Here is a 21955-nt window from a genome sequence, read left to right on the forward strand (position 1 = left end):
ATATGAGCTGCAATGTTGTCGAAGCTGCCGGTTTTTGTATTTTCACCATTGAACGTCATACAGCTTATCCAAACCGAGATGATTGACTGGAATGGTAATCTCCAATTCCTTCAGGTACGTCTTGACCACTTCTCCCTTACTATCGACTTTGTACAAGCCGCTGTTAGCTATGGGATCTTGAAAGACGGGCAGGAATGGCTTGATCGTTATGGAATCTGGCGCCACTTCAAACCGGTCAAATATCAACTCCAGCTGCTGTTGTTGTTGTCGATCATCCCGGTAGACTCCCTTCCCGGAAATCCGGCCGAGCTCTCTCCCCCGATCATCCCAAACCTCGAACAGCAGATTATGGTCACCAAGCTTCCCGGACTTGTCCAACCGTTCGAGATTCATGATGAGATCAGTTGTGATTGGTGTGAATTTCAGCTGCTCCAGCGAAATTTGAAGTCCGTTCCATTCTCTTGTTTCTCCAGAGGAGACTATAATTTGATCTGTATTTTTCCGAACAGGTATATGGAAGATATAGGGTGCATCAATTCCTTTAAGCGAAATTTTGGCCGTTAACTGGAATTGATCCGGTATGGATGGACTATGATTTAATCGAGAGAAGCCTATAAGTTCGTACATTACGACGTTAGGATCCGAAGTCGGCTTACCAATCAGACCGGGTTTATCGCTCAGGCTGAGATCATGGATCGAGGTGCCATCTATGAGCATCTCCACATCGGTGATGGCTCCTCTTTGAAATCGATGCGATGTGCCCTTGTCCTCATTAATAACTTCCACATCCGTTATCCTCCCGGTAAATCCTTCACCCTCCCGCTTCACGGCTAAGGACAAACGAGTCCCGTCATATACAACCTGCGGTATTCGAAGGGTCACACCTTCATGCGTTACGCTGGCATTCGATTCAGCTGCCAACCCTCGCTCCCCCGCTGTTTGGAGCCCCAGATCATCAGCCAACCTGAAAATGCTGCTGATCAGCGGAATTTTTTTTAGTGATTCTGCCACTGCCGGTGATACATAAGCACTGCTTATCACAGCAATCATGGCAACCGCGGCAGCAACTGCTACCATTCTTCGTTTCTTAGTGGAACGCTGTTGCTGGTTCGTTCTCGTTGACATCGGAAGATTAGTCAGAGAAGCGTAAACCTCGTCCTGATGACGGCGAATTATATCCGGAACCTCGCGCTGAGGCACTTTCCCTATCTCCCGAAGTTCTTTGTCCAAGTCAAAAGGATTCATAGGCCAGCTTCCCCTTCCGATTTTGTTTTACCTGATCAAACAATATTCCCCGTGCTCTGTGAAGTCGTGCCCTTACCGCTCCATCCGTGATATCCAGCACGCTTGCGATTTCCTTAATGGGCAAATCCTGAAAATAGAACAAGTGTATAACGATTCGAAGCGATTCATCTAAGCGTTCTACCGCTTCACGAAGATCCAGCTTGTGGCTGTCCTCATAATAGTTGGATGTTCGTATGTGCTCAGGCACTTCTGCCATGACTACGGTACGCTCTCTGCTTCGAAGCAGCTGATTGCATTCATTGATCAGAATCCGAATCACCCAGGTTTTAAAGTACTTTGGTTTTTGTAATGTAGATAAAGATTTATATGCTTTAAGTGTTGTCTCCTGAAAAGCATCCGCACAATCTTCATCGCGTTTTAGAATGGACTTCGCCAAGCCATACAGTTCGGGTTCCAGCCTCCGGAAGAGCCGGATAAACGCTTCACGATCTCCTCGCTGCGCTCTCTTGACTTCATGTTCCAATTCTCGCACGATATTCATCTCCTTCTTGAGGGCCCTCTATAAGATTAGATGGACGAGTATACCGAAATGTTATATTTTTCGATAAAAAACTTGATGGATGCCCGTTTGACACAAATTACGTTCATCGTTACTATTATAAATGACTTAATAGTTTTTTAAAAAACTATATAGTACAAATCTCGAAATTTTTAAAAGAAAGTAGGTTCACCATCATGTCAGATCCATCTGCAATTATCCGTAACACCTCAGAAGAAAGAGCTTTTGCAATTAAAGACATCCTTGCGCCATTACTTGCCGTCATCATCGGCACCTTCATGGTCCTGTTGGACAGCACGGTCGTCAATGTCGCCGTACCTACGCTAGTTCAATATTTTGATAGCCCCCTGCATACCATTCAATGGTCGATCGCCGCATACACGCTTGCATTGTCCGCGGTCATCCCTCTAGCGGGATGGCTGTCGGATAAATTTCAGCCCAAACGGGTGTTTCTCATATCGATCGGATTGTTTACAATAGGATCCGTGTTATGTGCTTTTGCCCAGACAGCCGAGCAGCTCATCGCCTTCCGGGTTATTCAGGGCATGGGTGGCGGCATGGTATCGCCGATCGGAATGGCCATGGTGTACCGTTTGGCACCTCCGGATAAAAGAGGTTCCATTATAGGAATGTTTGGAATTCCACTGCTGCTTGCCCCAGCGCTCGGTCCCGTATTATCCGGATGGTTGATTGAGTTTGTCAGCTGGCATTGGATTTTTCTGATCAATCTCCCCATTGGCATGATTGGATTATTCGTGGGCATCAAACATCTGCCTTCCTTTCCAGGAAAGGACGCTCCGTCTCTGGACATTGTTGGCATGATACTTGGGCCCATAGCTTTTGCCATGATTACTTATGGAGTCAGTGAGGGAGGGGTAAGCTGGACTTCCACCAAGACTTTATCAGGTCTTATCATCGGTGGGTTAGCACTTGTTCTTTTCATATGGTCCTGTTTACGGCATAAACAACCGCTGCTTGAGCTGCGTGCGTTCAGATCGGCTGATTTTACACGTGGTATCATCATCTCCTGGATCATGCAGGCAGCGATGTTCGGCTCCGTGCTACTATTCCCGCTGCTTCTTCAGCAGATTAGAGGTTTCACTCCGCTGACGACCGGGCTCATCCTGCTGCCGCAGGCAGTCGGTTCCATGATCTTTATGCCTCTGGCAGGAAAGCTTTTTGATAAGGTGGGCGCACGTCCCCCGCTTGTGGCCGGAATGACGCTGATGACGGCTGCGTTGTTCACGATGTCCTTTGTTCGAACCGATACCCCTTTACTAATCATCATGATCGTATTGTTCTTCATGGGCTCCGGCATGGGGTTATCGATGATGTCCCTGAATACGCATGTATTAAATGCAACCCCTAAGCACCTTGTAAGCCGGGTTACTCCGCTCACAAGTGCATCACAGCAGGTCATCGCTTCGTTTGCCGTAGCCGGCTTCACGGGATATTTATCTTCCCGGATGACATCAAGCCTGCCGAGTAACCCTGTTGGAGCCAACCCTATGGATTCCCATGCTGCATCCTTTGCGGACACCTTTTTCCTGGCTGCCTGCATTGCTTGTGTAGGACTGGTTCTCAGCTTGTTTCTTAGAAAACCCAAACAAATAACCGATGAATCTTCGTTCCATTGAACAGCAGACATCGAATAAACCACAATAACCGTTACACATAGGAGGAGCTTACTTGAGATTCGGAGAATTGGTTATCATACTATTCATTATCGCTCTGGCTACAGCTACGATTTGGGGACCAAAATCGAAGAAAAGCCGGCTGATTTACTCGTTAATCGCGCTATATATCGTTACGGTTGTGCAGATCATCGTTGAGGATTGCCGGTGGCAAATGATTCCTTGTTACGCGGCTTCCGTTATCCTGACGGTTTGCATCATTTTTAGAAAACCCGAAAAGAAACCACGCAGTAATAGCAGGAGAAGTTGGTTAGCCTGGTTATGGACCACGGTATTGTTCCTATACGCATCAGTCATGATCGCACTCCCTCTCCTGCTCCCTGTATTCGCATTTCATCAACCTCAGGGACCTTATCCTGTGGGAACTGCGGTATACCATTTTATTGACAATGACCGGCCCGATGAGTACTCTGTCGATCCGACGGATCACCGTGAGCTGATGGTACAGTTCTGGTATCCTTCCGAGCCCGAAACGGGGGAAGAAGCCGCACCCTATATCCGCAATGTAGCAGCGATTACACAAGGTCTCGAACAGGCCTTGTCCTTCCCAGCCTGGACGTTAAGCCATCTGGGTCTCGTGGAGACCCATGCCTACAGCAATGCCCCGCTGTCCTCCATGGAGCAGGAATATCCGATCTTGATCTTTTCACATGGCATGACGGGTTTCCGCAACCAGAATACCTTCCAGATCGAAGAGCTGGCCAGCCATGGATATATCGTGGTTGGAATCGACCATGCCTATGATGCGGCTGCAACCGTATACCCGGACGGCCGGGAGGTTTTGATCAACAAGCACCAGCTTTCAGGTTTTGAAGCGCTTGACGAGCATATGACATTATGGACTCAGGATGTATCCTTTATTTTGAATCGGCTGGAACAATTGAATAGACAGGATGAACAGGACCGTTTTACCGGCCGTCTTGATCTGGAACGAATCGGCATGTTCGGGCATTCTTACGGCGGTGCGACTGCAGCCCAGATGCTGCTGAAGGATTCTCGTATCAAGGCTGCGATCAATATGGATGGGACCTTATATGGAGAACCCATGCCGAGCGCGGGACTTAATAAGCCATATCTACAGATGAATGGTGAGAAGAGTATCGACAAGTCGAAATTCGATAACTCGCTGGATCAAGCTATCGTGCAAAGCGGCCATACAAGGGAGTATTACGAAGATTTTTGGGAGGAAACGGTAAAGCGTCGCATGAATGCTCTGCAGGGAGGCGGATACGCGATGACGATTCCACATACTTCCCATATGAGTTATACGGATTTTCATCTGTTCTCTCCGCTGCTGCCTAACCCGGGAGAGGATCCAGAAGCGGTTCATCGCATCATAAACGAGGTAAGCGTTGCTTTCTTTGACCAGCATCTCAAGGGAATACGGCATAACGCCATGGATGAACTAGCGAAGAAATATCCGGATATCGAGCTCGTTCAAGATTGAGGCACCTTTCTTGTGCCTGTGGATTAGCTCCGCAAAAAACGATATGATAGTAATCGAATCCGGTTTGTTTGTGCATCGTTAAGGGGGCCGCGCTATGAGTTTGTTAAAAGAAAAAATATTGCAATCGGCTATTCGTTCCTTTGCCGAAAAAGGATATCAAGCGACTTCGATTCAAGATATCGCGGATGATTGCAGCATCGCTAAAGGCTCAATCTATAAATACTATGGTTCCAAAGAAGAGCTATACATCCGTATTCTGGAGAAACGACAGCAGGATATGATTGATGCCGTAGAACAGATCCGCAAAAAAGGTTTATCCCGCAGGGAAACATTTCTTGAGGAGATCGCTTATCAGTTCGATTTTTTCATCGAGCATGGATATTACATATCGCGTGATCATAACGAACTCCCGCCGGCGAACAGTGACAAGATCGGTACCGTCATCCATCAGCTTCAATTGAATATGTTTCGTTATTACCAGGATATTTTGCTCCGTCATTACGGGGATTCGATAGCGGAATGGAAATGGGATGCTACAGCCGTCTTTAACGGATTGATCCGCGAGTATACCTTTCATGTTTTGTTTGGATTCAAACCACTCATTCAGAAGGAATTGGCTGTTTTCATTGCTGAGCGAATGGATGATCTCATGCTGGGATTGGGACAACGTGCTCCCCGTCCCCTGCTCACCGATGAACTCATGAAGGAATATTCGATGGTTGATTTAGAGGCACTTACTCATACGCAAGAAATACGAAGAACAGCGTTGATGGATACGATTGAGTCGATTATCCCGGATATGTCCATCACGAACTCCAGAAAAAAAGACTTGTCTGAGGTATCCGCGATGCTGCGGGAAGAGTTCACCGCTGAACGTCCACGTTCCTTTCTAATCCAAGCGCTGCTTAAGGATCTGTCTTCGGAGAATGAGCTGACTTTCTACACCAATCAACTACAGCAGTTGATTCTAGAAAGTAATTGAGAGGATAACCAAGGAAGCCCTAGCCCTCTCTGTCTCTTCACATTGGAATCTGTCCGTGGAATCATTCAAAGAAAAGAAGCTGCATGCTTTGCGGCTTCTTTTCTTTAGGTACGTATGATGTTACATGTATTCGACCTTCGCTTGATCCCCAATTCAATGCATCTCCCCGCATTCTGCTTGTTCTAACTCCAGTTCCCTGCACGTCCCCATCAGCATAATGCTTGTAATTGCAAATAAAATGATCATCACATTTCTCATCATATATCACCTTCTTATATGTTCATTACCCCCAGTCTAAACCATAATGAAAGATTCACTTATCGATTAACCTTTCTACAAGCTTACATTTTTGTAAGACACTCCGATCAAAACAAACAGTTCCCTACCTATAGATGTCCATACGTCCCGAAAAGAGGCTGAATACGATAATCATAGACGTATATGAGAGAGTGGTGACAAATGTGAAGCTGGTAGATGTGAAAGGCGCCTATGATGTGATCATCAGCTTGGGCAGCTGGTGCGGGCCATCGATCAATTTGCGGCAGCGTCAACTAAGACGTTTTTCTTTCCCGCTTGATTGGATGATCACGAACTCCATTTCAGATGTAACCCGGTTATTGAGCAACCGCTTCATCGGATTTATGGAACTTGAGCATATGCGGAAGATTGAAGGCACTTCCGCTCTTTTGGAGGATGGAATCGCCACGCCTGCTGGAGGAAGACCGTACCATGATGCTCATTTCATACTGGATACGCAATATGATATGATCTCCGTACATGACTTCCCGATTTGGCCCAATCAAGATTGGACGCAATCGTATGCTTCTTATAAAGAGAAGATAAATCTTCGCATTCACAGATTCTATGAAGTTCTCAACAACAGCCGATCCGTTTTATTTATCAGGTGGGGGGAAGTGAATGCCCCGGAGGCTGCTCTGCTTCATGTCGTCTTATCCTCGTTCGTAGCCGGTACGTGTAATATACTTTTTCTTCGAACCATGCATGATATTCAAGATGTGCAAGAATTGGATTGGGGGATCGACGGCGTTTGCACCCTCCAGGTTCCCATCGACCGTCCTAATGATGAATCCATTTGGAATCACGCGATGGAAGGGCTTTATTTGACAGGCTACTGGAAGGACTAAGTAAACTGTAAGAGCATCTGTTGGATATGACAACAAAACGTAAAAAAGCTGCCGCTAATAAGCGGACAGCTTTTTTTGATATTACGGCTGTAGTGTAATGACAGAAAAATAGCTATTGAACGCGAAATGATTGTTATTTTGTTGTTACACTGTGACAATTGAGCTGATTAAAATACGGGCGGATCAAATGAGAATGCTAAAGGTAACATACGAGAAGGTGTACGTGTTCTAGTTTATTTTTTAGCCCCCCTCCATCCAATCTTAATAGTTCACAGAAAAGACCGCATCAATATTGGTGCGATCTTTTCTATGAACTAAAAAACTTCAATCTCTTAATGTCTAGTAGGCTCTCTTCAAAGAAAGCGTACGATTGAGCAAAAAATCATCCTACCTAACGCTTTGAATGAACTTTTCCCCACTTTCAATAATAGAGTCAGTGTGGTGCAATGCCTTTAGCAAGTTCATCTGCAATGTCGCTGTTCGTCCAGAATTGATAGCTGCGAAAAAGTATTCATGGATATAACCTCTTCTGCGCAAAGCTCGATGTTGGCATTTTCCGTAAAATGATACGGCTTAACGATCTTGCGCATTTCACTAGTTGCTGATAGGATATTTCGAGTGGTAGATGAAATGCCGCCCTACATTTTGAATTGAAAAGCAGGTGACGTATTATGAATTTATTAAAAGAGTTTAAAACCTTTGCGCTTAAGGGTAACGTGCTCGATTTAGCCATTGGGGTTATCATTGGTGCTGCATTCGGCAAAATCGTATCCTCCTTGGTGAGCGATATCATTATGCCGGTAATTGGCTTGCTCCTTGGCGGAGTCAATTTATCAGGACTAGATGCGACAATCGGAGATGCAACGCTTACTTATGGAGTTTTTCTACAGACGGTCGTAGATTTCCTGATCGTCTCCTTCTCGATCTTTATGTTCATCCGTACACTTAACCGCTTCAAACGCAAGGAAGAAACGAAGGCGGAAGAGCCGCCGGCTCCATCGAAGGAAGAACTATTGTTGACTGAAATTCGCGATTTGCTGAAACAACAAAATAAGGCTTCCGAATAATAATATGGAACTGATCTAGTGCGTGTGTTTTCGTTATGAGAGCACACGCTCTTTTTTTACCTTCTTCCATGTCTCACCCATAGGAATACACACGAACGGCATATTGGTCTCTTCATACTATATTGACAGATCATGTTAAATAGAATTATAATCCTTACTAATCCAAGTTAAATAATATGTATTTGAATATAGTACAGTCCACTTACGCTTAATGGGGCTGTCCAGACAAAGGGAGATGGTACTATATGCCAAGTGTCCAAACGTTCAAAGCAACAGCCCATTTGCAAGAAGGGGTAAAAGTTGTTGCTAATGTAAGGCAGTTCGAGTTAGTCATCGATGAGCCGAAAAGCCTTGGAGGTACGGATACCGGAATGAACCCCGTTGAAGCTCTGCTTGCCTCCCTTGGGGCATGCCAATCGATCGTGGCCCGTGTATATGCGCCAAAATTCGATGTGATCCTTGAAGATTTCAGGGTTGACGTAGAAGGAGATCTTGACCTGGACGGATTCTTTAACCGCTCTGACGTACGCCCAGGGTACTCTGATATTCGATACACCTTCTACATCAAAACCCCTTCGTCCGCCGATAAGGTTGAACAATTCGTTGAATTCCTGGAGCGTAAGTGCCCTGTAGGCGATACGATAGCGGCGCCGGTAAATTTGAAACTGGACCGCATCGTCATCAATAACGGAGTGACCGATTCTTAATTAATCTACATATAAGTGCTGCCCGGTTGCACAAAGCAACTTAGCAGCCCTTCATTTTACATCGTATTTCGAATCCCTCTTAGGGATACCCAGGTAAAGATCATGCTATGGCCCCATGGATACATGTATTATTGCTTGTGAACAGCATATAGGAAACGGCAATAACCGATCTCGGCCGCATTTTTCATCAGTTCTAGATTTAGCCAGGCCGCCAATTCATGAAAAGGCTTATCCGTGAAAGGCCACAAAGTCCGCTCCGTAGAAAGGAACGCAGCGTCTGTCAAAGCCGACATTTCACGTTTCCACTCGCAGCTCATTTCATGTATTTGATCTCTGGTCTCTTGGATGTTACCCAGAGAATGGATGTCTTCACGGACCAATGTCCCGCTGCCGAACGAATGATTCAGTACCATAGACCACCAGTATGTGATATGCCATGTCAGCCAAGAAATACTCGGCGGGCCAATTCCATACTCCTCGGATTCAGGCCATTCCGCCAGCCAGATTCCAGATTCACGGTAAACATGGAGCCCCTTCGCAGCAGGTCGCCAATGGAACTCCTCATCGTGAAGCCCCGTAAGATGCAAGTCGAGCATCTGCCAAGCGATTTGGAACTGGAAATCAAGAGTACTTCGAATAACCCCGGTCGGATTAGGCGAATACTTTCCATCCTGCATAACGCCCCTCCATTCCAATATAATAAACGTTTTATATGTATGACTGTTATTTTATAAACATAATAAATAATTGTTTGCTATCAGTCAACTTATATCCATAGAATGACAATACAAAAAAGCCGCAATCATGCGGCTATTATCTGGTACCTATGCCCGATTCGGATAACCGGGTAGCTTTTATGATATAGGACGCCAATCCTGGAATCATCCGGGCGATGCCTGGATAGAAGCGGTTGGTTTTGGCAAAAGCCAGGTTCTGAATTCTCCTTGCCCTTCTGAGAAGCTCCTTAAACGTACGATTAGCTTCAAGCGTATATTGCTCTCGCCATTGTTCGAAGGTTAATTCTCCATGTAAATATTTGTGTGTCCAGCCGGAGCATAGCCATGATGATCGCAGAGCAACCGACATCCCGTCCCCGCACAGCGGCGGAAGCATCAACATCGCATCGCCGATATGCGGATATTCCGACCATGGATGTGGCGTATTGGATAAATGAAGCGGGGCAATCGATACCTGGGTTCCCGTAACAGGCTCCCCTTCAGCCATTCGTTCGGCTAACCTTCTGTTCGTACGTGAAGCGGCCCGTAGAATTTCTGGCACCGATTTGCCGCTGCCCTGCACTGATTTCAAGGTCAGCAACGCGGCTACATTGACCATCCCATTTTCAATCGGCGAAATTCCGACATAACCCCCCTCGCAAAAATACAGCTCAACTTGAGCAGGGATCGTAATGCCGCTATAATGCGATTTTACACCAACATACACGGTATCATCCCGATACGCCTGGGCAGAGGCAACGCCGCGTGGCCTTTTTGTACCGTACGCACCAATAACGGCCCTTGCCTCATATCGAACGATCTCATTCCCTAGCCTTGCATCGACTTCATACCGATGATTATCCAGCTTCTGAATGTTGGTTACGGTTGTTCCCGTGACAATGTCCGCGCCCGCGGTCACTGCATGCTCATGCAGCAGGCGATCCAGTTCATAGCGGCTGATCCCGGTTGCTTGCCCCGGTAACGGAGCGTTAATCTCACCGCCGTGCGGCATTACGATTTTGGCGTGATCCATGGAACTAGGCTCAACCGTTCCACGTAATTGGACCCCTAGATAATCCAGCATCTCTTTGGTCTCTGGGGACATGAATTCGCCACAGGTTTTATGGCGCGGAAAGGATTGCCGGTCCAGCAATATCGTACGATGTCCTTGTTTAGCAAGCTGTAGTGCACAGCTTGTGCCGGCTACTCCCGCTCCAATGACGATGACATCCGCTTGCTCTGACATATATGAACACCTGCCTCATAGCTTGCATGAAGAACATTCATTTGGTAACGTGTAGAGGACTAGCGAGTCCCCTGTTTCGGGATAACAACGGAATAACGGAACAGCGACTTCCATTTATAGGTCATGGTGTCGTGATTGAGCTGCATTTTCAACTCTCTCCAATCCTTCCCTTTAAATCCCTTCGCAACCGATAACGGACCATCATGGCGAATATAACGATTGCGGGAAATGATGCGCGTCGTAAGCCAGACTGCCGTGTAGGGTACCGGATGCCGATGAATATCATTGATCACGACCCCGTAAATAGAAGCTCTCAGCATATGCGTCACCATCTCCACCAGCTGCTCGCCCTGGAAATGATGGAGGAACTGGGAACCTGTCACGATATCAGCCGATGCATCGGGTAAATCTCTAACATCGGCACGCCGAACTTGAATCCTCGGTTCGTTCGTAAACAATCGCTTAGCCTCATCGCAGGCTTCTTCTGTCATATCGACCAAGGTGATATTCAGCTTGATGTCCCTTTGATCCGACCATTGCAGCAGCTTCTGGTTTACATCGCCTGAACCTGCCCCTACGTCCATGATGCTAAGTGTAATCGGGCTGCCCATCGATTTCCAAAGCTTCTCTACGCCGTCTAAGGTAGGACCAGGCGCCGCGAAGATCCGATTCAGCCGCCTTAAGTGCTTCAGCGCTTCGATCAACTCTTCCCCTCCCATGGAAAAGTCATCCATAAGCTCATCTTCCTGCGCCCGGATGGACAGCGTTCTAAAGAAGGACATGGTCCTGCTCCTTAACCGATGCCGCATAGGCTTTCACATAGGTAAAACGCATAAGTTCCGCCGTCAAGCCAGGTCCGAAAGCCATGGCTACTCCTTCGGTGGAAGCCTCATTCCGTTCTTTCATCTCTTGGCGCATCGCGTTCAGCACGAACATAATCGTCACGGAGGAGAGATTCCCTGCGGTTCTTAGAATCTCCCGGCTGTATTTGGTTTGCTCGTCGGTTAGGCGCATGACTTCCTGCACAGAATCCACGATGCCCCGGCCGCCCGGATGGATCGCCCATAATTCCGGAAGTTTGTCGCCTCCCAGCAGGACACGGAGTTCATCCTCCAGATGAGTACCGAGCAGTTTGGGAATGCGCGGCGACAGGAAAAGATCAAAGCCCGTGTTGCCTACCTCCCACGTCATATCCTCCGTTGAATCGGGGAGCAAAACGGAATATCCCGTGCCGAGCTCCAAGTAATGTTGATGATCCGCTTCCGGATGGCCGATGACACAGGACGAGGCGCCGTCGCCAAAGAATGAGGCCGCAAATAATGCTTCCCTCTCCTGAACCGGTTGGAAGTGAAGCGTGCAAAGCTCCACGCACATAACCAACACCTGCGAACCCGGAGCCCCACTCACAACATCCCTTGCCATTTGAATTGCTTTAAGGCCCGCAGCACATCCCTGAAATATCAACGGCAGGCGATTGACCCGCGGAGAAAGCCCCAGCTTCCGGATCAGCAGCACATCCATCCCCGGCTGGTATTGACCCGTGCAGCTGACCGTAATGAGATGCGTAATTCGATCCGGTGACAGGCCGGCATCTTTCAATGCCTTCTCGGCTGCTTCTATGCCAAGCGGGAGGGCCTCCCGCTTGTATGTATCCATTCGCTCTTCGGTTGTCGGAATGACGGACGGGTCATCGGAATGCAAATATCGGGACTTCTCCAAGGGATCCAGATAGTTGGATTCGCATGTATAACGAGTTTCGACACCGCAGGATCGAAATACTCTTCGAGCAAAGCGGGCCAGATCGGGTCTGTCCTGCAGCGTGGATGCGATTAATTCTGCAATATCCGACTGAGCTACGGAATGCACCGGCAATGCCGTGCCCATCCCGAGAATCGCGACATCGGATCTACCGTTTGTTTGCTTCATGCTCAAACCTCCTGCAGTCTTGGAATTAAACATGATTACCCTTCCCTGGGCATTTTGAATTCGTTCAAAGACATACTCTTGAGATTAGGATAACCCGAGCATAGCAAATTATATCCAATTCAAACCAAATCACATGGAAAAACATACGAAAAATAAAAAAACCACGATTCACGTGGTTTTTGAGAGAGAAACGCTCCCTTCGGTTATATTACTTACCGGATTCAGATTCGTCCAACTGACTTCCCAGAAGCTCAGCATTGGCAAGAAGCACCCATTGGTTTAGTTCATCGTAACCGGATACCTCGGCAAGCACACGAAAACGAGGGTACATCCATTCGGCAGGAGTACCGGCTTCCAGAGCGGACGTGTCCGTCAAGCCTACGGCCCGCGGTTCCAACAAGTTAATCAATGTGCCTTGCGGAAAAAAGACCTCGATCCAGCCTTCCACTCGTGCACCGATCGGAAACAAGCGCTGGATCCGCTGCCAGTCCTCCATGCATGCTAGAAGCTGCTTCTGCCAGAGCTCTTCGAATGCAGCTTGACTGATTTCTTCGTAATAGGGTTCTTTCGGATCAAGTGGATGCTCCGCCAGCAAGAAATGACGGGATTCATGCTTCCGGTTCGACGTGATCCAACTGCCGTCCTCATTATGAACCATCTGCCTGTAAGCCGTTCCGTCGTTATCCACTTCAAAATACCAGGTCCCCATTCCCGGTTCCTGAACATCTTTTAGATATCGTATAATCGTCATCTCCTATCGGTTAAAGCAAGCGTTCAAGAAATTCGGCTAAATTTCTAGGTTTATTTTACCATAGCGAGCCACTCGGCGCGGCGACTTGCTCAGATATATCAGATATATCTCTTACCTTTCTGTAATGCAAAACAAGCCCGATTGCAGCAGCAACCAGGCTTGAGTATCTACATATTAGTTCCCGGACTTCGTACTCATTGATCGGCTGATCTGCTGCGCAAACTCCTTCAGATCGATGACCTTTCCATCCACTCTCGACTGCTCAGCCGCAAACGCCATGAGATGACTTTGAACGGAACGGCTTGCCGAAGTCAGCCCTTGATCGCTTCCCCCTGACTGCACCAGTCTCAGAAAATCCTTGATCAGGCCCATATCACCGCCGCCGTGTCCGACATGCCCGCCTCTATCCTCAAAATATATTCGCTCGATCTTGCCGCTGCCGAAGTGAATGATCTCGATTTCATTCTTCTCCATGGCGCCGCGGATTTCCCCGCGGGTTCCCATCAGCTTGATCGTGCGGCTGACATCTCGCGTAAACGCGCTCATCGTGAAGGCGACCGTCACACTGTTGGCAAATTCCATATTGACAACCTGATGATCCACCACATCATTGTCGCAATGGTATACGCACCTGCCGTACGGCCCCTCCAGCAGCGCTTTATATCGGGCATCATAACTCATATCGTCGCTGATCGCCGACGTTGGCCAATTCGTATCCTCTGTCAAATACAGATCAGGCGCATAATAGAGACACTGGTCCGAGACCGGGCATCCGTCCAAACAGCGTTTGGGTGCGCCTTCCGGTGCTTGCGCAGCCGTAAAATGACTCAACGAGCCAAAAGAGGATACACGAAGGCAATCCGAGTCGGCAAGCCAAAGCAAAATGTCGAGATCATGACAGGATTTGGCGAGAATCATAGGGCTGGAATCTTCCTTGCGACGCCAATTCCCCCGGACAAAACTGTGCGCCTGATGCCAATAGCCCACGTTCTCGTTATGCTGGATCGACATCAATTGGCCAATGGTCTCGCGCTCCAGCAGTTCCTTTAAAGTTGTGAAAAACGGCGTATATCGCAGAACGTGACAGATGGAAAAAATCAGCCCGGCCTGCGAAGCCATCTCACCCATCCGGATGCACTCCTCGGGATCTGGAGACATCGGCTTTTCCAGCAGCACATGGTAACCGGCCTCTAGCGCCCGCATCGTCGGCTCGAAATGCTGCTTATCCTGGGTGCATATCAATACCGCGTCCGCCAGCTTGGGCCCTGCAAAGAAATCATTCCAATTCTCGTAGCACGCCGAATCTTCAAGGCCATGCCTAGCTTTAAACTGTTCCCTCCGCTGCTGATTCGGTTCCGCGACGGCAACCACCTCAAGCTCATGGGGATGCAGCAGGGCATATTCCATATAATTGATGCCTCGCAGTCCTGCTCCGATGAGGGCAACCTTAACCTTATTCATCCGTTTCTTCTCCTTTTTGCAAGTACTTATTCTTTAACGCTGCCAACCGTCATCCCTTTAACGAAATACTTCTGCAGGAACGGATAGACGACCATGATCGGCAGCGCTCCCATGAATATTTGGGCAGTCCGGAGCGTTTTCTCGCTCAAATTCTCCATCGCCTTGATTTGCTCGATCGATATCGAAGTCATTTGGGAGTTGATTGACATAATGAGCGTGGACAAATAGGTTTGCAGCGGATATTTATCCGGTGAATTCAAGTATAGAATTCCGTCAAACCAAGCATTCCAGTGTCCCACGATGGTAAACAAGCCGATCGTTGCAATGGACGGCAGGGAAACCGGCAGGTAGATACGCCATAATATTCTCCAGTGTCCGGCGCCGTCAATCGTTGCAGCCTCTTCCAGCTCCTTCGGGATCGTTCTGAAGAAGTTCAGCATTAGGACCATGTTCCAAACATTGAGCGCCCCAGGAAGAATCAGCGCCCATACGGAGTCAATCAAGCCGGTATTCTTTACGATCATATACGTGGGAATCAAGCCACCGCCGAAAAACATCGTAATGGCAAAAAACCACACGTACGGCGTTCGGAACTTAAATTGATGATTTGATTTCGATAAGGGGTATGCGGTTATGAATACCAAAAACATATTCACTGCCGTTCCTAACACAACCCGCGTAAGCGAAACCTGAAACGATCGAAAAAACTCCACCTTTTCACCCAAATACCGGTAAGCATCCAGGTTGAAGCCGACGGGCCAGAGCCTCACTTCTCCCGCCATCGCCGCTGTATTCGAGCTTAACGAAATCGAGAGCAAATGAATGAACGGAATGATACCGAGCAAGGTGATTGCGGATAAAACCAGCGTATTCAAGATTACAAACAGCCTTCTGCTGATCGTTGGTTTGTGCATTTTCCTACCTCCACTCCAGCCTAAAAGATCCGATAATTGTTATATTTATAAGCCGCATAGTACGTCACAGCCACGAGAGCCAGGGAGATGACGGATTTAAAGAAGCCGACTGCCGCGGCAGGTCCGAATTGCTGACTGAACATTCCGAGCCTATAAACGAAGGTATCGATAATATCCGCACCTTCATAAACCGTCGGGTTGTACATAATCAGAATCTGTTCGAAACCGGCATTGAGAATTCCGCCAAGACTTAATACACCCAGCAGGATGAGAATCGGTGCCATGCCAGGAAGCGTAATATGAATCATCTGTTTCCATCTTCCCGCTCCGTCTACTTCTGCAGCTTCATACAGCGTTGCATGGATTCCTGTTATGGCTGCGAGCATAACAATCATGTTATAACCCATCCCTTTCCATACGTCCGAACCGATAATGATCCCACGGAACCAGTGGTTATCCAGCATAAACATGATCGGTTCCATATCGAGCGCACCCAGCAAGCCGTTTACCGGACCATTCAAGGAGAACAATTCGATGATGACGCCGCCAAGCACCGTCCAGGACAGAAAGAATGGCAGGAAGATAGCGGATTGGATAAACCGCGAGAACCATCTTCGGGTGACTTCGTTGAGAAGCAGTGCCAGAATTAGAGGCACCAGTAAAAACAAAATCATTTTGAATACGGAAATGACAATGGTGTTCCACAGTACCTGCTTGAAATCGGGCAGTTCAAATACATATCGAAAATTATCAAAGCCAACAAATTCCGAGTGGAAGAACCCGGCGAGCGGCTCAAACTGTTGAAAAGCCATCACGAGGCCGGCCATAGGCCCATAAGCATATATTAACGTGACGATAACTCCAGGCAGCAACATCAAATGCAGCAGATATTCTTTTTTTAGCGTTCTCACAGATGAACCTCCCCGTCCATTTAAAACGGGAGGAATCTGCCAACTTCATAAAGGCTTATCCTCCCGTTCTATCATTCAAAGATTATTTGGCACTCTGCTGGCCGTACCAATCGTTGACCTCTTGCGTGATCTGATCGCCGCCAAGCGACTTCCAGCTCTGAACGAATTTATCAAATTCATCCAGTGAAGCCCCCATGACGATCTTGGTGAAGGTTTCCTGCATCAGTTTATCGAGCTGGGATCCCTTCTCCACTTGCGTTGCCGTGGGAAGGCCGTAGAATTCATTGTTTACATAAGCCTGATTTTCTTTGATTTGACGCGTCATTCCCCAGCCGCCGTCTTTCGCCGCCCGACTGAAATACTGGCCCCAATTCACGCCTTTCGAGGCATCTGCGGTATTACCGGCAAGGTAATCCTTTGTTGCTTTGAAGACGTCGGCCACATTTTTGTAGTTCTCGTCATCCAGCGTGATTTCCGATTGGTTCGCGTCAAGCGCTTTGTTTACTTCCGTATAGATCGTATCGATTTGGGCCGGATTATAAATCCGTGGGTTGAACCAATTGTATACATATCCTTTTTCCGCTTTATTCTGATCCATGTACTTTTTGTTGCCCATCTCGATGTAGAAGTTGATCATCTTAATAGCAGCTTCCGGATTCTTCATTTTTTTGTTCACGACCACGAGCTTGTTGCTGCGAATCTTGGGCACCATGGACTTCCCAGGTCCATCCAGCCCAGGAATTTGAAGGGCAATCCATTCTGCCTTAGGATCTTTATCGACATTGAGATTCAATGGCCAGTTCGGATACCACCATTCGCCGTAAGAAATGCCGACCTTGCCTGCGGTAATATCTTCAACGGACTTGTTCTCGTCCTTCAAGGCAAACTCCTTATCCAGAATTCCTTCCTTGTACCAGGACTGCAGCTTGCCCAGCGCGGTCTTTACTTCCGGCTGAATGAGTCCAGGTATAAGCTTGCCGCTGTCGTCCTTAATCCAGGCCGACTGATTGTCCCCGATGGACGGATAAGCGCCAAATCCATTGAAGAAGCCTCTCAGGTCAAAGCCCCAGAAGAACAGATTCTTCTGCATCGCGATACCGTACGTGTCACTTTTACCGTTTTGGTCCGGATCCTGCTGCACAAAAGCCCTTGCAACCTGTTCCAGCTCATCCATGGTTTGCGGCGGCTGCAAATTCAGGTTGTCGAGCCAGTCCTTCCGGATCCAGAGCAGCTGGGTAGACAGGAAAGGATCCTCAAATCCGGGAATTGCGAGCAGTTTACCTTCCGACGTAAACGTCTTCATCGCAAATCCGCCGTCAGACTCCATGTACTTTTTCAGTGCTGGTGAAGCAAAGTCGTTGTAAGCTTGGGTAAGATCGGCAAGCATCCCCTGCTTCTTCAGCTTCTCGAAGTTCTTCTGGTCCAGTTCCATAATATCCGGCAGATCCGCCGAAGCCATGGCTAATGAAAACTTCTGTTCAAACTGGCTGGAAGGCACCGTCCATTTATACTGAACCTCAATGTTCAGCATGTCTTTAAGATCTTTGAAGTAAGCATTCTGTTCAGGTGTAATCCCTTGCGGCGTCCGCGGGTCCTCCGGCGGATTGTAGCCGAGCACTTGCGTGACCGTCACCGTTTCAGGATATTTGCCGAGTGGTTCAGGAGGTGCAGTATTGGTTTTTGCATCCTCGGTAGAGGTTTTAGCCGGCGTCCCTTCAGATTCTTTTACCTGATTCGAGCATGCAGCCATTACCGAAAGCGTCATCGTGCTAATCAACATCATCTTCGCTAGCTTGATCCATCTCATGATTGCTTCCCCCTTTATCTGGCGTAATCTTCATATCTTTGCTGCTTACGTCTCATTATAGATTCCGCCCGAAAGCGCTATCAATTTTAAGTTCTTTACATCTCTTTCACTTTTTTTACTTATTGGGTATTTCGGTATTCCTGAGGGGAAACCCCCATCTTTTTCTTGAAAAATGTCGTGAAATAAGAAGGAGATTCGAATCCGAGCCGAGTGGCAATCTCCTGCAATTTCATATTCGTATGCAACATCAGATGGAGCGCCCCCTCCAGCTTCTTCGCCTGGATATACTCCAGCAGGTTGTGCCCTGTCAGCTGCTTGTAGTAGCGAGACAGATAGGACGGGTTAAAATGGACTTCCTCCGCAATCGCGGTCAAGGAGACGTCCCCGGATAAATGCTCCAAAATATATTTATGGATCTGGTCAATCACATCGAATTTCATATCATCCTGCTTGAACCGGTCGTAATCTCGCACGTTATCTTCAAGCTCTTTAGCCTTTTCAATGTCCACAATGACCATATTTTGACCAAGCGCAGCCCTGCTCTGCAGCATGGATTGTATAACATCAAGCTGCTGCCCCGAGGTATCCCACTTATGTAGCAGATTGCCCGATATCCCGAAAGAAACAAGAACACCGAGCAGTTCCTCGCATTCATTCTGGACCAGCTCCAGGATGCCCCTCGTATAGGACATAAACCTGTCCCAATGAAGTTCATACTCCGGCTCGTCCCCGCGAAAACGATTCCGAAGCTCCGCATCCGGCTGAAGCAGCCATACCTGTAAGGCGTCATCCAGAACAGCATGCTCATATGCAAATGAGGAGGGCAAATCGTTAATAAACGTCATCTGAACAGCTTGCGCCACATCCTTTGTTTTCGTCTCCGCTGCACCGCTGATCCTGCCCATGATAAAGAATGCCGGCTGGTCTACATCAATGCGGAACTCCACTTCTTCATAGCGAGGCTCGGACAATAGACGCTGAACAGGTTCTCCTTTCAATACCTTTCGTATCAGCTCCCGTTTCAGCAGAGGCTCGGCGATTTGAAAATGCACTTTTGCCTTTTCCGCCTGGATTCTGCGACGATTCTCCTCATCAAGCTTAGAGGAGGCCTCTTGAACAGCTCGAAAAATCGGATCGATTCCTTCGGTTTTCAGGATGTAGTTATCCACGTTTTTTCGCAGTGCTTCATGCACATAATCAAATTCACTGTAACCGGTCAAGAAAATGATTCGGCAATGCGGCCAATAGTATGTAATTTCATCAATCAGTTGAAGCCCGTTCTTATGGGGCATTCGTATATCGCTGACCAGGATGTCCAGCTTCACTTTCATGGCAATTTCCAGCGCTTCCTTGGCGGAGTAAGCTTTGCATACATCCAGTTCCAATTGTGCATGCTCCTGAAATAGCTGAACCAAGCCGTTAACGATGACAGGTTCGTCGTCCACGATCAACAGTCTATACATGATGATGCCTCCTCTATCCCATCGATGATAATGATCAGATCCACCTTTAAGCCGCCATAGGCGCTGCGCGAGATGAATAATCCGCTGCCTGGCCCGTATTTAAGCTGAAGCCGGTTGTTCACGTTGACCAAGCCTGTTTTTTCAATATGCTTCGAATCCATCGCAAGCTTATCCTGCAAACGCTGCAGCATGTCATTCGTTAGCAGCTTCCCGTTATCCTCCACCGTGACACGCAATTGGCCTTCCCGGTAATCGCTGCTGATGTATAATTTCCCATCCTCCATGCCGTCTTCGAACGCATGCTCAAACGCATTTTCTACAATAGGCTGTATGATGAGTCTCGGAACGGTAATGAACGGAGGGATGTCCGAAGTCTCCTTATGCTCATATGTTATCCGGTTCGAGAAGCGGATGCCTTGAATCTCGCAGTAATCGAGCGCATGCTTGTATTCCGTATAGAAAGGAACCTCGTCGGAGCCGCTTCTCGTGATGTATTGATAATAGCTTCCGAGCTTTTGCGAGAGCTCCGCTGCGCTGTCTGAGTCTCCAACCTTGCACATCATATAAATATTGAAGAAGCTGTTATATAGAAAATGCGGATTGATCTGGGACTGCAGCTGTTTCAGCTGCGAGTGCTGCAGTGCTATTTTTTGCTCATAGTTTTCCTCAATCGAATGTTTGAGCTTATGCGCCATCCTGTTGAACCCGTTAAATACGTAATGAAACTCATCTTTGCTTCTGGAATCGATCATGATGTTCAAATTATCGGTTTCGATCATATGAAAGGCTTTGACAAGCTTGGACAGAGGCCTGTGGATCATCAGATTAACCGAGAACGAATAGAGCACCATGACGGTCACCGTCAGAATAAACAACGTATAAAACCATGTAATGAATTGGCTTAAAGGCCGCGTGATTTCATTTTGGTTCACATACATGACCAGGGACAGATGCAGCGCGCTAACTTCATTCTGGATGATAAAATAGTCTGCGCCATCCAGCTCCCCCGTCCCCGATACACTTTGTTCCGGGCTGGGATTGTCCAGGATATGACTCAAAATCTCGGATGACTCATCATCCCGCGAAGCTGTCGTTAATATGGTCCCCCCTTCTTTACTCCCGAGTAATACTTCGGATTCCGGATACAGCTTGGCAATTTCGCTTAAAGCCCCCAGCAGCTTGGATCTGGAAATTTCGATGTAGGACCAGATGCCGCCGTTGTTTTCGGTTTCAATCAGAAAAATCCGGTCACCGCTGCGGTAAAAAGAAGGCTTGGGCATAACCGACATCATGGAAGATATCCGTTCCATTTCCTTATTGGGCGTGTTGGTTACGCCCGTTGTGGTGGAGATCGTTTTCCCGATATCTTTTACGTAAACACCGGCGCTCACAATGTACTCACTGGAGACCATGAGGGTTGCAAGCCGATCCCTGACCTGATCAATAAGCTCCACCTCTTCATAGTCTTCCAGCATGCTGCCCCGAAAGCTCAGCTTCTGCAGATCCTTGTCATTTAACAGCTGCAGCTGTAAATTCCGGATAAAATACATCTCTTTATCGAGCTGTTTGGAATAGAAGGATGCGCCTGCCGTCGCGGAGTTCAAGAGGGACTCCTTCGTAACGGACATCCCCTTATAATTCAACCAAATATTCATCGAGATGAGAGGAAGTAATAATAGAACAAAAACGATGACGATTTTCTGATATACAAACCATTTCGATGCTTTGCCTGGAGCTTGAAGTTTCATGCGTTCCCCCCATTTTGTATCAACCGACCCATTATCATCTAGTATAGGGGGGCTGGCTGACATTACAACGAAATATTTTTACATGTTCGTTGTGAACATGACAAGCCATGAGTTTCAGGCATAAAAAAAAGCCCCGCAGGGGGCTTTAAGCTGCTTTGAATTCAGC

19 protein-coding genes are annotated in these 21955 nt (G+C 47.7%); 6 read left to right on the plus strand and 13 right to left on the minus strand.

The annotated features are described in order from the left end of the window. Positions 1–42: 42 nt before the first annotated feature. Together M4D81_RS16265 and M4D81_RS16270 are read right to left on the minus strand one after the other, a co-directional pair. Positions 43–1245, minus strand: coding sequence for a DUF4179 domain-containing protein (locus M4D81_RS16265; RefSeq protein ID WP_260067303.1), 1203 nt, complete (start codon positions 1243–1245; stop codon positions 43–45). Then, the gene (locus M4D81_RS16270; protein WP_260067304.1) at positions 1232–1777 is read right to left on the minus strand and encodes a sigma-70 family RNA polymerase sigma factor; all 546 of its coding nucleotides are present in this window, start codon (positions 1775–1777) and stop codon (positions 1232–1234) included. Before M4D81_RS16270 ends, M4D81_RS16265 begins: the two co-directional genes overlap by 14 nt. A 203-nt stretch (positions 1778–1980) precedes the next feature. On the opposite strand from M4D81_RS16270, the gene M4D81_RS16275 reads away from it, so the two are divergent. The 6 genes from M4D81_RS16275 to M4D81_RS16300 all read left to right on the plus strand — a co-directional run bounded on the left by M4D81_RS16275 (position 1981) and on the right by M4D81_RS16300 (position 8846). Beyond that, the gene (locus tag M4D81_RS16275; protein ID WP_260067305.1) at positions 1981–3441 is read left to right on the plus strand and encodes an MDR family MFS transporter; all 1461 of its coding nucleotides are present in this window, start codon (positions 1981–1983) and stop codon (positions 3439–3441) included. 52 nt (positions 3442–3493) lie between these two features. After that, on the plus strand, positions 3494–4945 hold the full coding sequence (locus M4D81_RS16280) for an alpha/beta hydrolase family protein (RefSeq protein WP_260067306.1): 1452 nt from the start codon (positions 3494–3496) through the stop codon (positions 4943–4945). Between the two features lie 94 nt (positions 4946–5039). Continuing rightward, positions 5040–5927, plus strand: coding sequence for a TetR/AcrR family transcriptional regulator (locus tag M4D81_RS16285; RefSeq protein WP_260067307.1), 888 nt, complete (start codon positions 5040–5042; stop codon positions 5925–5927). 461 nt (positions 5928–6388) lie between these two features. Further along, complete coding sequence (locus M4D81_RS16290; RefSeq protein ID WP_260067308.1) at positions 6389–7072, plus strand: papain-like cysteine peptidase; 684 nt, start codon at positions 6389–6391, stop codon at positions 7070–7072. Between the two features lie 671 nt (positions 7073–7743). Further along, positions 7744–8139, plus strand: coding sequence for a large conductance mechanosensitive channel protein MscL (mscL, locus tag M4D81_RS16295; protein WP_071221848.1), 396 nt, complete (start codon positions 7744–7746; stop codon positions 8137–8139). 245 nt (positions 8140–8384) lie between these two features. Continuing rightward, on the plus strand, positions 8385–8846 hold the full coding sequence (locus M4D81_RS16300) for an OsmC family protein (protein ID WP_260067309.1): 462 nt from the start codon (positions 8385–8387) through the stop codon (positions 8844–8846). Between the two features lie 128 nt (positions 8847–8974). Here M4D81_RS16300 and M4D81_RS16305 read toward each other — a convergent pair whose 3' ends face one another. The 11 genes from M4D81_RS16305 to M4D81_RS16355 all read right to left on the minus strand — a co-directional run bounded on the left by M4D81_RS16305 (position 8975) and on the right by M4D81_RS16355 (position 21789). Next, positions 8975–9523 (minus strand): DinB family protein, encoded by a 549-nt coding sequence (locus M4D81_RS16305; protein ID WP_260067310.1) that lies wholly within the window; start codon positions 9521–9523, stop codon positions 8975–8977. 136 nt (positions 9524–9659) lie between these two features. Next, the gene (locus M4D81_RS16310; RefSeq protein ID WP_260067311.1) at positions 9660–10808 is read right to left on the minus strand and encodes an NAD(P)/FAD-dependent oxidoreductase; all 1149 of its coding nucleotides are present in this window, start codon (positions 10806–10808) and stop codon (positions 9660–9662) included. A 59-nt stretch (positions 10809–10867) separates the two neighbouring features. Further along, a complete protein-coding gene (locus M4D81_RS16315; RefSeq protein WP_260067312.1) occupies positions 10868–11590 on the minus strand; it encodes a methyltransferase domain-containing protein in 723 nt (240 codons plus the stop codon). Continuing rightward, positions 11577–12734, minus strand: a complete 1158-nt coding sequence (locus M4D81_RS16320; RefSeq protein WP_260067313.1) for a type III polyketide synthase — start codon at positions 12732–12734, stop codon at positions 11577–11579. The genes M4D81_RS16315 and M4D81_RS16320 overlap by 14 nt, the downstream gene beginning before the upstream one ends. Positions 12735–12942: 208 nt before the next feature. After that, positions 12943–13443: a hypothetical protein gene (locus tag M4D81_RS16325; RefSeq protein WP_260067314.1), complete on the minus strand. Its 501-nt coding sequence runs from the start codon at positions 13441–13443 to the stop codon at positions 12943–12945. 216 nt (positions 13444–13659) lie between these two features. Continuing rightward, positions 13660–14946: a Gfo/Idh/MocA family protein gene (locus M4D81_RS16330; RefSeq protein WP_260067315.1), complete on the minus strand. Its 1287-nt coding sequence runs from the start codon at positions 14944–14946 to the stop codon at positions 13660–13662. 26 nt (positions 14947–14972) lie between these two features. After that, positions 14973–15860, minus strand: a complete 888-nt coding sequence (locus M4D81_RS16335) for a carbohydrate ABC transporter permease (protein WP_071221824.1) — start codon at positions 15858–15860, stop codon at positions 14973–14975. 20 nt (positions 15861–15880) lie between these two features. Then, positions 15881–16771, minus strand: a complete 891-nt coding sequence (locus M4D81_RS16340; RefSeq protein WP_260067316.1) for an ABC transporter permease — start codon at positions 16769–16771, stop codon at positions 15881–15883. Positions 16772–16853: 82 nt separating this feature from the next. Then, positions 16854–18578 carry an extracellular solute-binding protein gene (locus M4D81_RS16345; protein WP_260067317.1) on the minus strand — a complete coding sequence of 575 codons (1725 nt, stop codon included), beginning with the start codon at positions 18576–18578 and terminating at the stop codon, positions 16854–16856. A gap of 119 nt (positions 18579–18697) precedes the next feature. After that, positions 18698–20041, minus strand: a complete 1344-nt coding sequence (locus M4D81_RS16350; protein ID WP_260067318.1) for a response regulator — start codon at positions 20039–20041, stop codon at positions 18698–18700. Then, positions 20026–21789, minus strand: a complete 1764-nt coding sequence (locus M4D81_RS16355) for a sensor histidine kinase (protein ID WP_260067319.1) — start codon at positions 21787–21789, stop codon at positions 20026–20028. The genes M4D81_RS16350 and M4D81_RS16355 overlap by 16 nt, the downstream gene beginning before the upstream one ends. Between the last annotated feature and the right edge of the window lie 166 nt (positions 21790–21955).

This window comes from Paenibacillus sp. p3-SID867 (genome assembly GCF_025142895.1).
Lineage (GTDB): Bacteria > Bacillota > Bacilli > Paenibacillales > Paenibacillaceae > Paenibacillus_AQ.

Bases quoted from the DNA above. Each gene is read 5' to 3' on its own strand.
- M4D81_RS16265 (WP_260067303.1), bottom strand. From the start codon at position 1,245: ATGAATCCTTTTGACTTGGACAAAGAACTTCGGGAGATAGGGAAAGTG.
- M4D81_RS16275 (WP_260067305.1), top strand. From the start codon at position 1,981: ATGTCAGATCCATCTGCAATTATCCGTAACACCTCAGAAGAAAGAGCT.
- M4D81_RS16285 (WP_260067307.1), top strand. From the start codon at position 5,040: ATGAGTTTGTTAAAAGAAAAAATATTGCAATCGGCTATTCGTTCCTTT.
- mscL (WP_071221848.1), top strand. From the start codon at position 7,744: ATGAATTTATTAAAAGAGTTTAAAACCTTTGCGCTTAAGGGTAACGTG.
- M4D81_RS16300 (WP_260067309.1), top strand. From the start codon at position 8,385: ATGCCAAGTGTCCAAACGTTCAAAGCAACAGCCCATTTGCAAGAAGGG.
- M4D81_RS16305 (WP_260067310.1), bottom strand. From the start codon at position 9,523: ATGCAGGATGGAAAGTATTCGCCTAATCCGACCGGGGTTATTCGAAGT.
- M4D81_RS16310 (WP_260067311.1), bottom strand. From the start codon at position 10,808: ATGTCAGAGCAAGCGGATGTCATCGTCATTGGAGCGGGAGTAGCCGGC.
- M4D81_RS16315 (WP_260067312.1), bottom strand. From the start codon at position 11,590: ATGTCCTTCTTTAGAACGCTGTCCATCCGGGCGCAGGAAGATGAGCTT.
- M4D81_RS16320 (WP_260067313.1), bottom strand. From the start codon at position 12,734: ATGAAGCAAACAAACGGTAGATCCGATGTCGCGATTCTCGGGATGGGC.
- M4D81_RS16325 (WP_260067314.1), bottom strand. From the start codon at position 13,443: ATGGGGACCTGGTATTTTGAAGTGGATAACGACGGAACGGCTTACAGG.
- M4D81_RS16330 (WP_260067315.1), bottom strand. From the start codon at position 14,946: ATGAATAAGGTTAAGGTTGCCCTCATCGGAGCAGGACTGCGAGGCATC.
- M4D81_RS16335 (WP_071221824.1), bottom strand. From the start codon at position 15,860: ATGCACAAACCAACGATCAGCAGAAGGCTGTTTGTAATCTTGAATACG.
- M4D81_RS16345 (WP_260067317.1), bottom strand. From the start codon at position 18,578: ATGAGATGGATCAAGCTAGCGAAGATGATGTTGATTAGCACGATGACG.
- M4D81_RS16350 (WP_260067318.1), bottom strand. From the start codon at position 20,041: ATGTATAGACTGTTGATCGTGGACGACGAACCTGTCATCGTTAACGGC.
- M4D81_RS16355 (WP_260067319.1), bottom strand. From the start codon at position 21,789: ATGAAACTTCAAGCTCCAGGCAAAGCATCGAAATGGTTTGTATATCAG.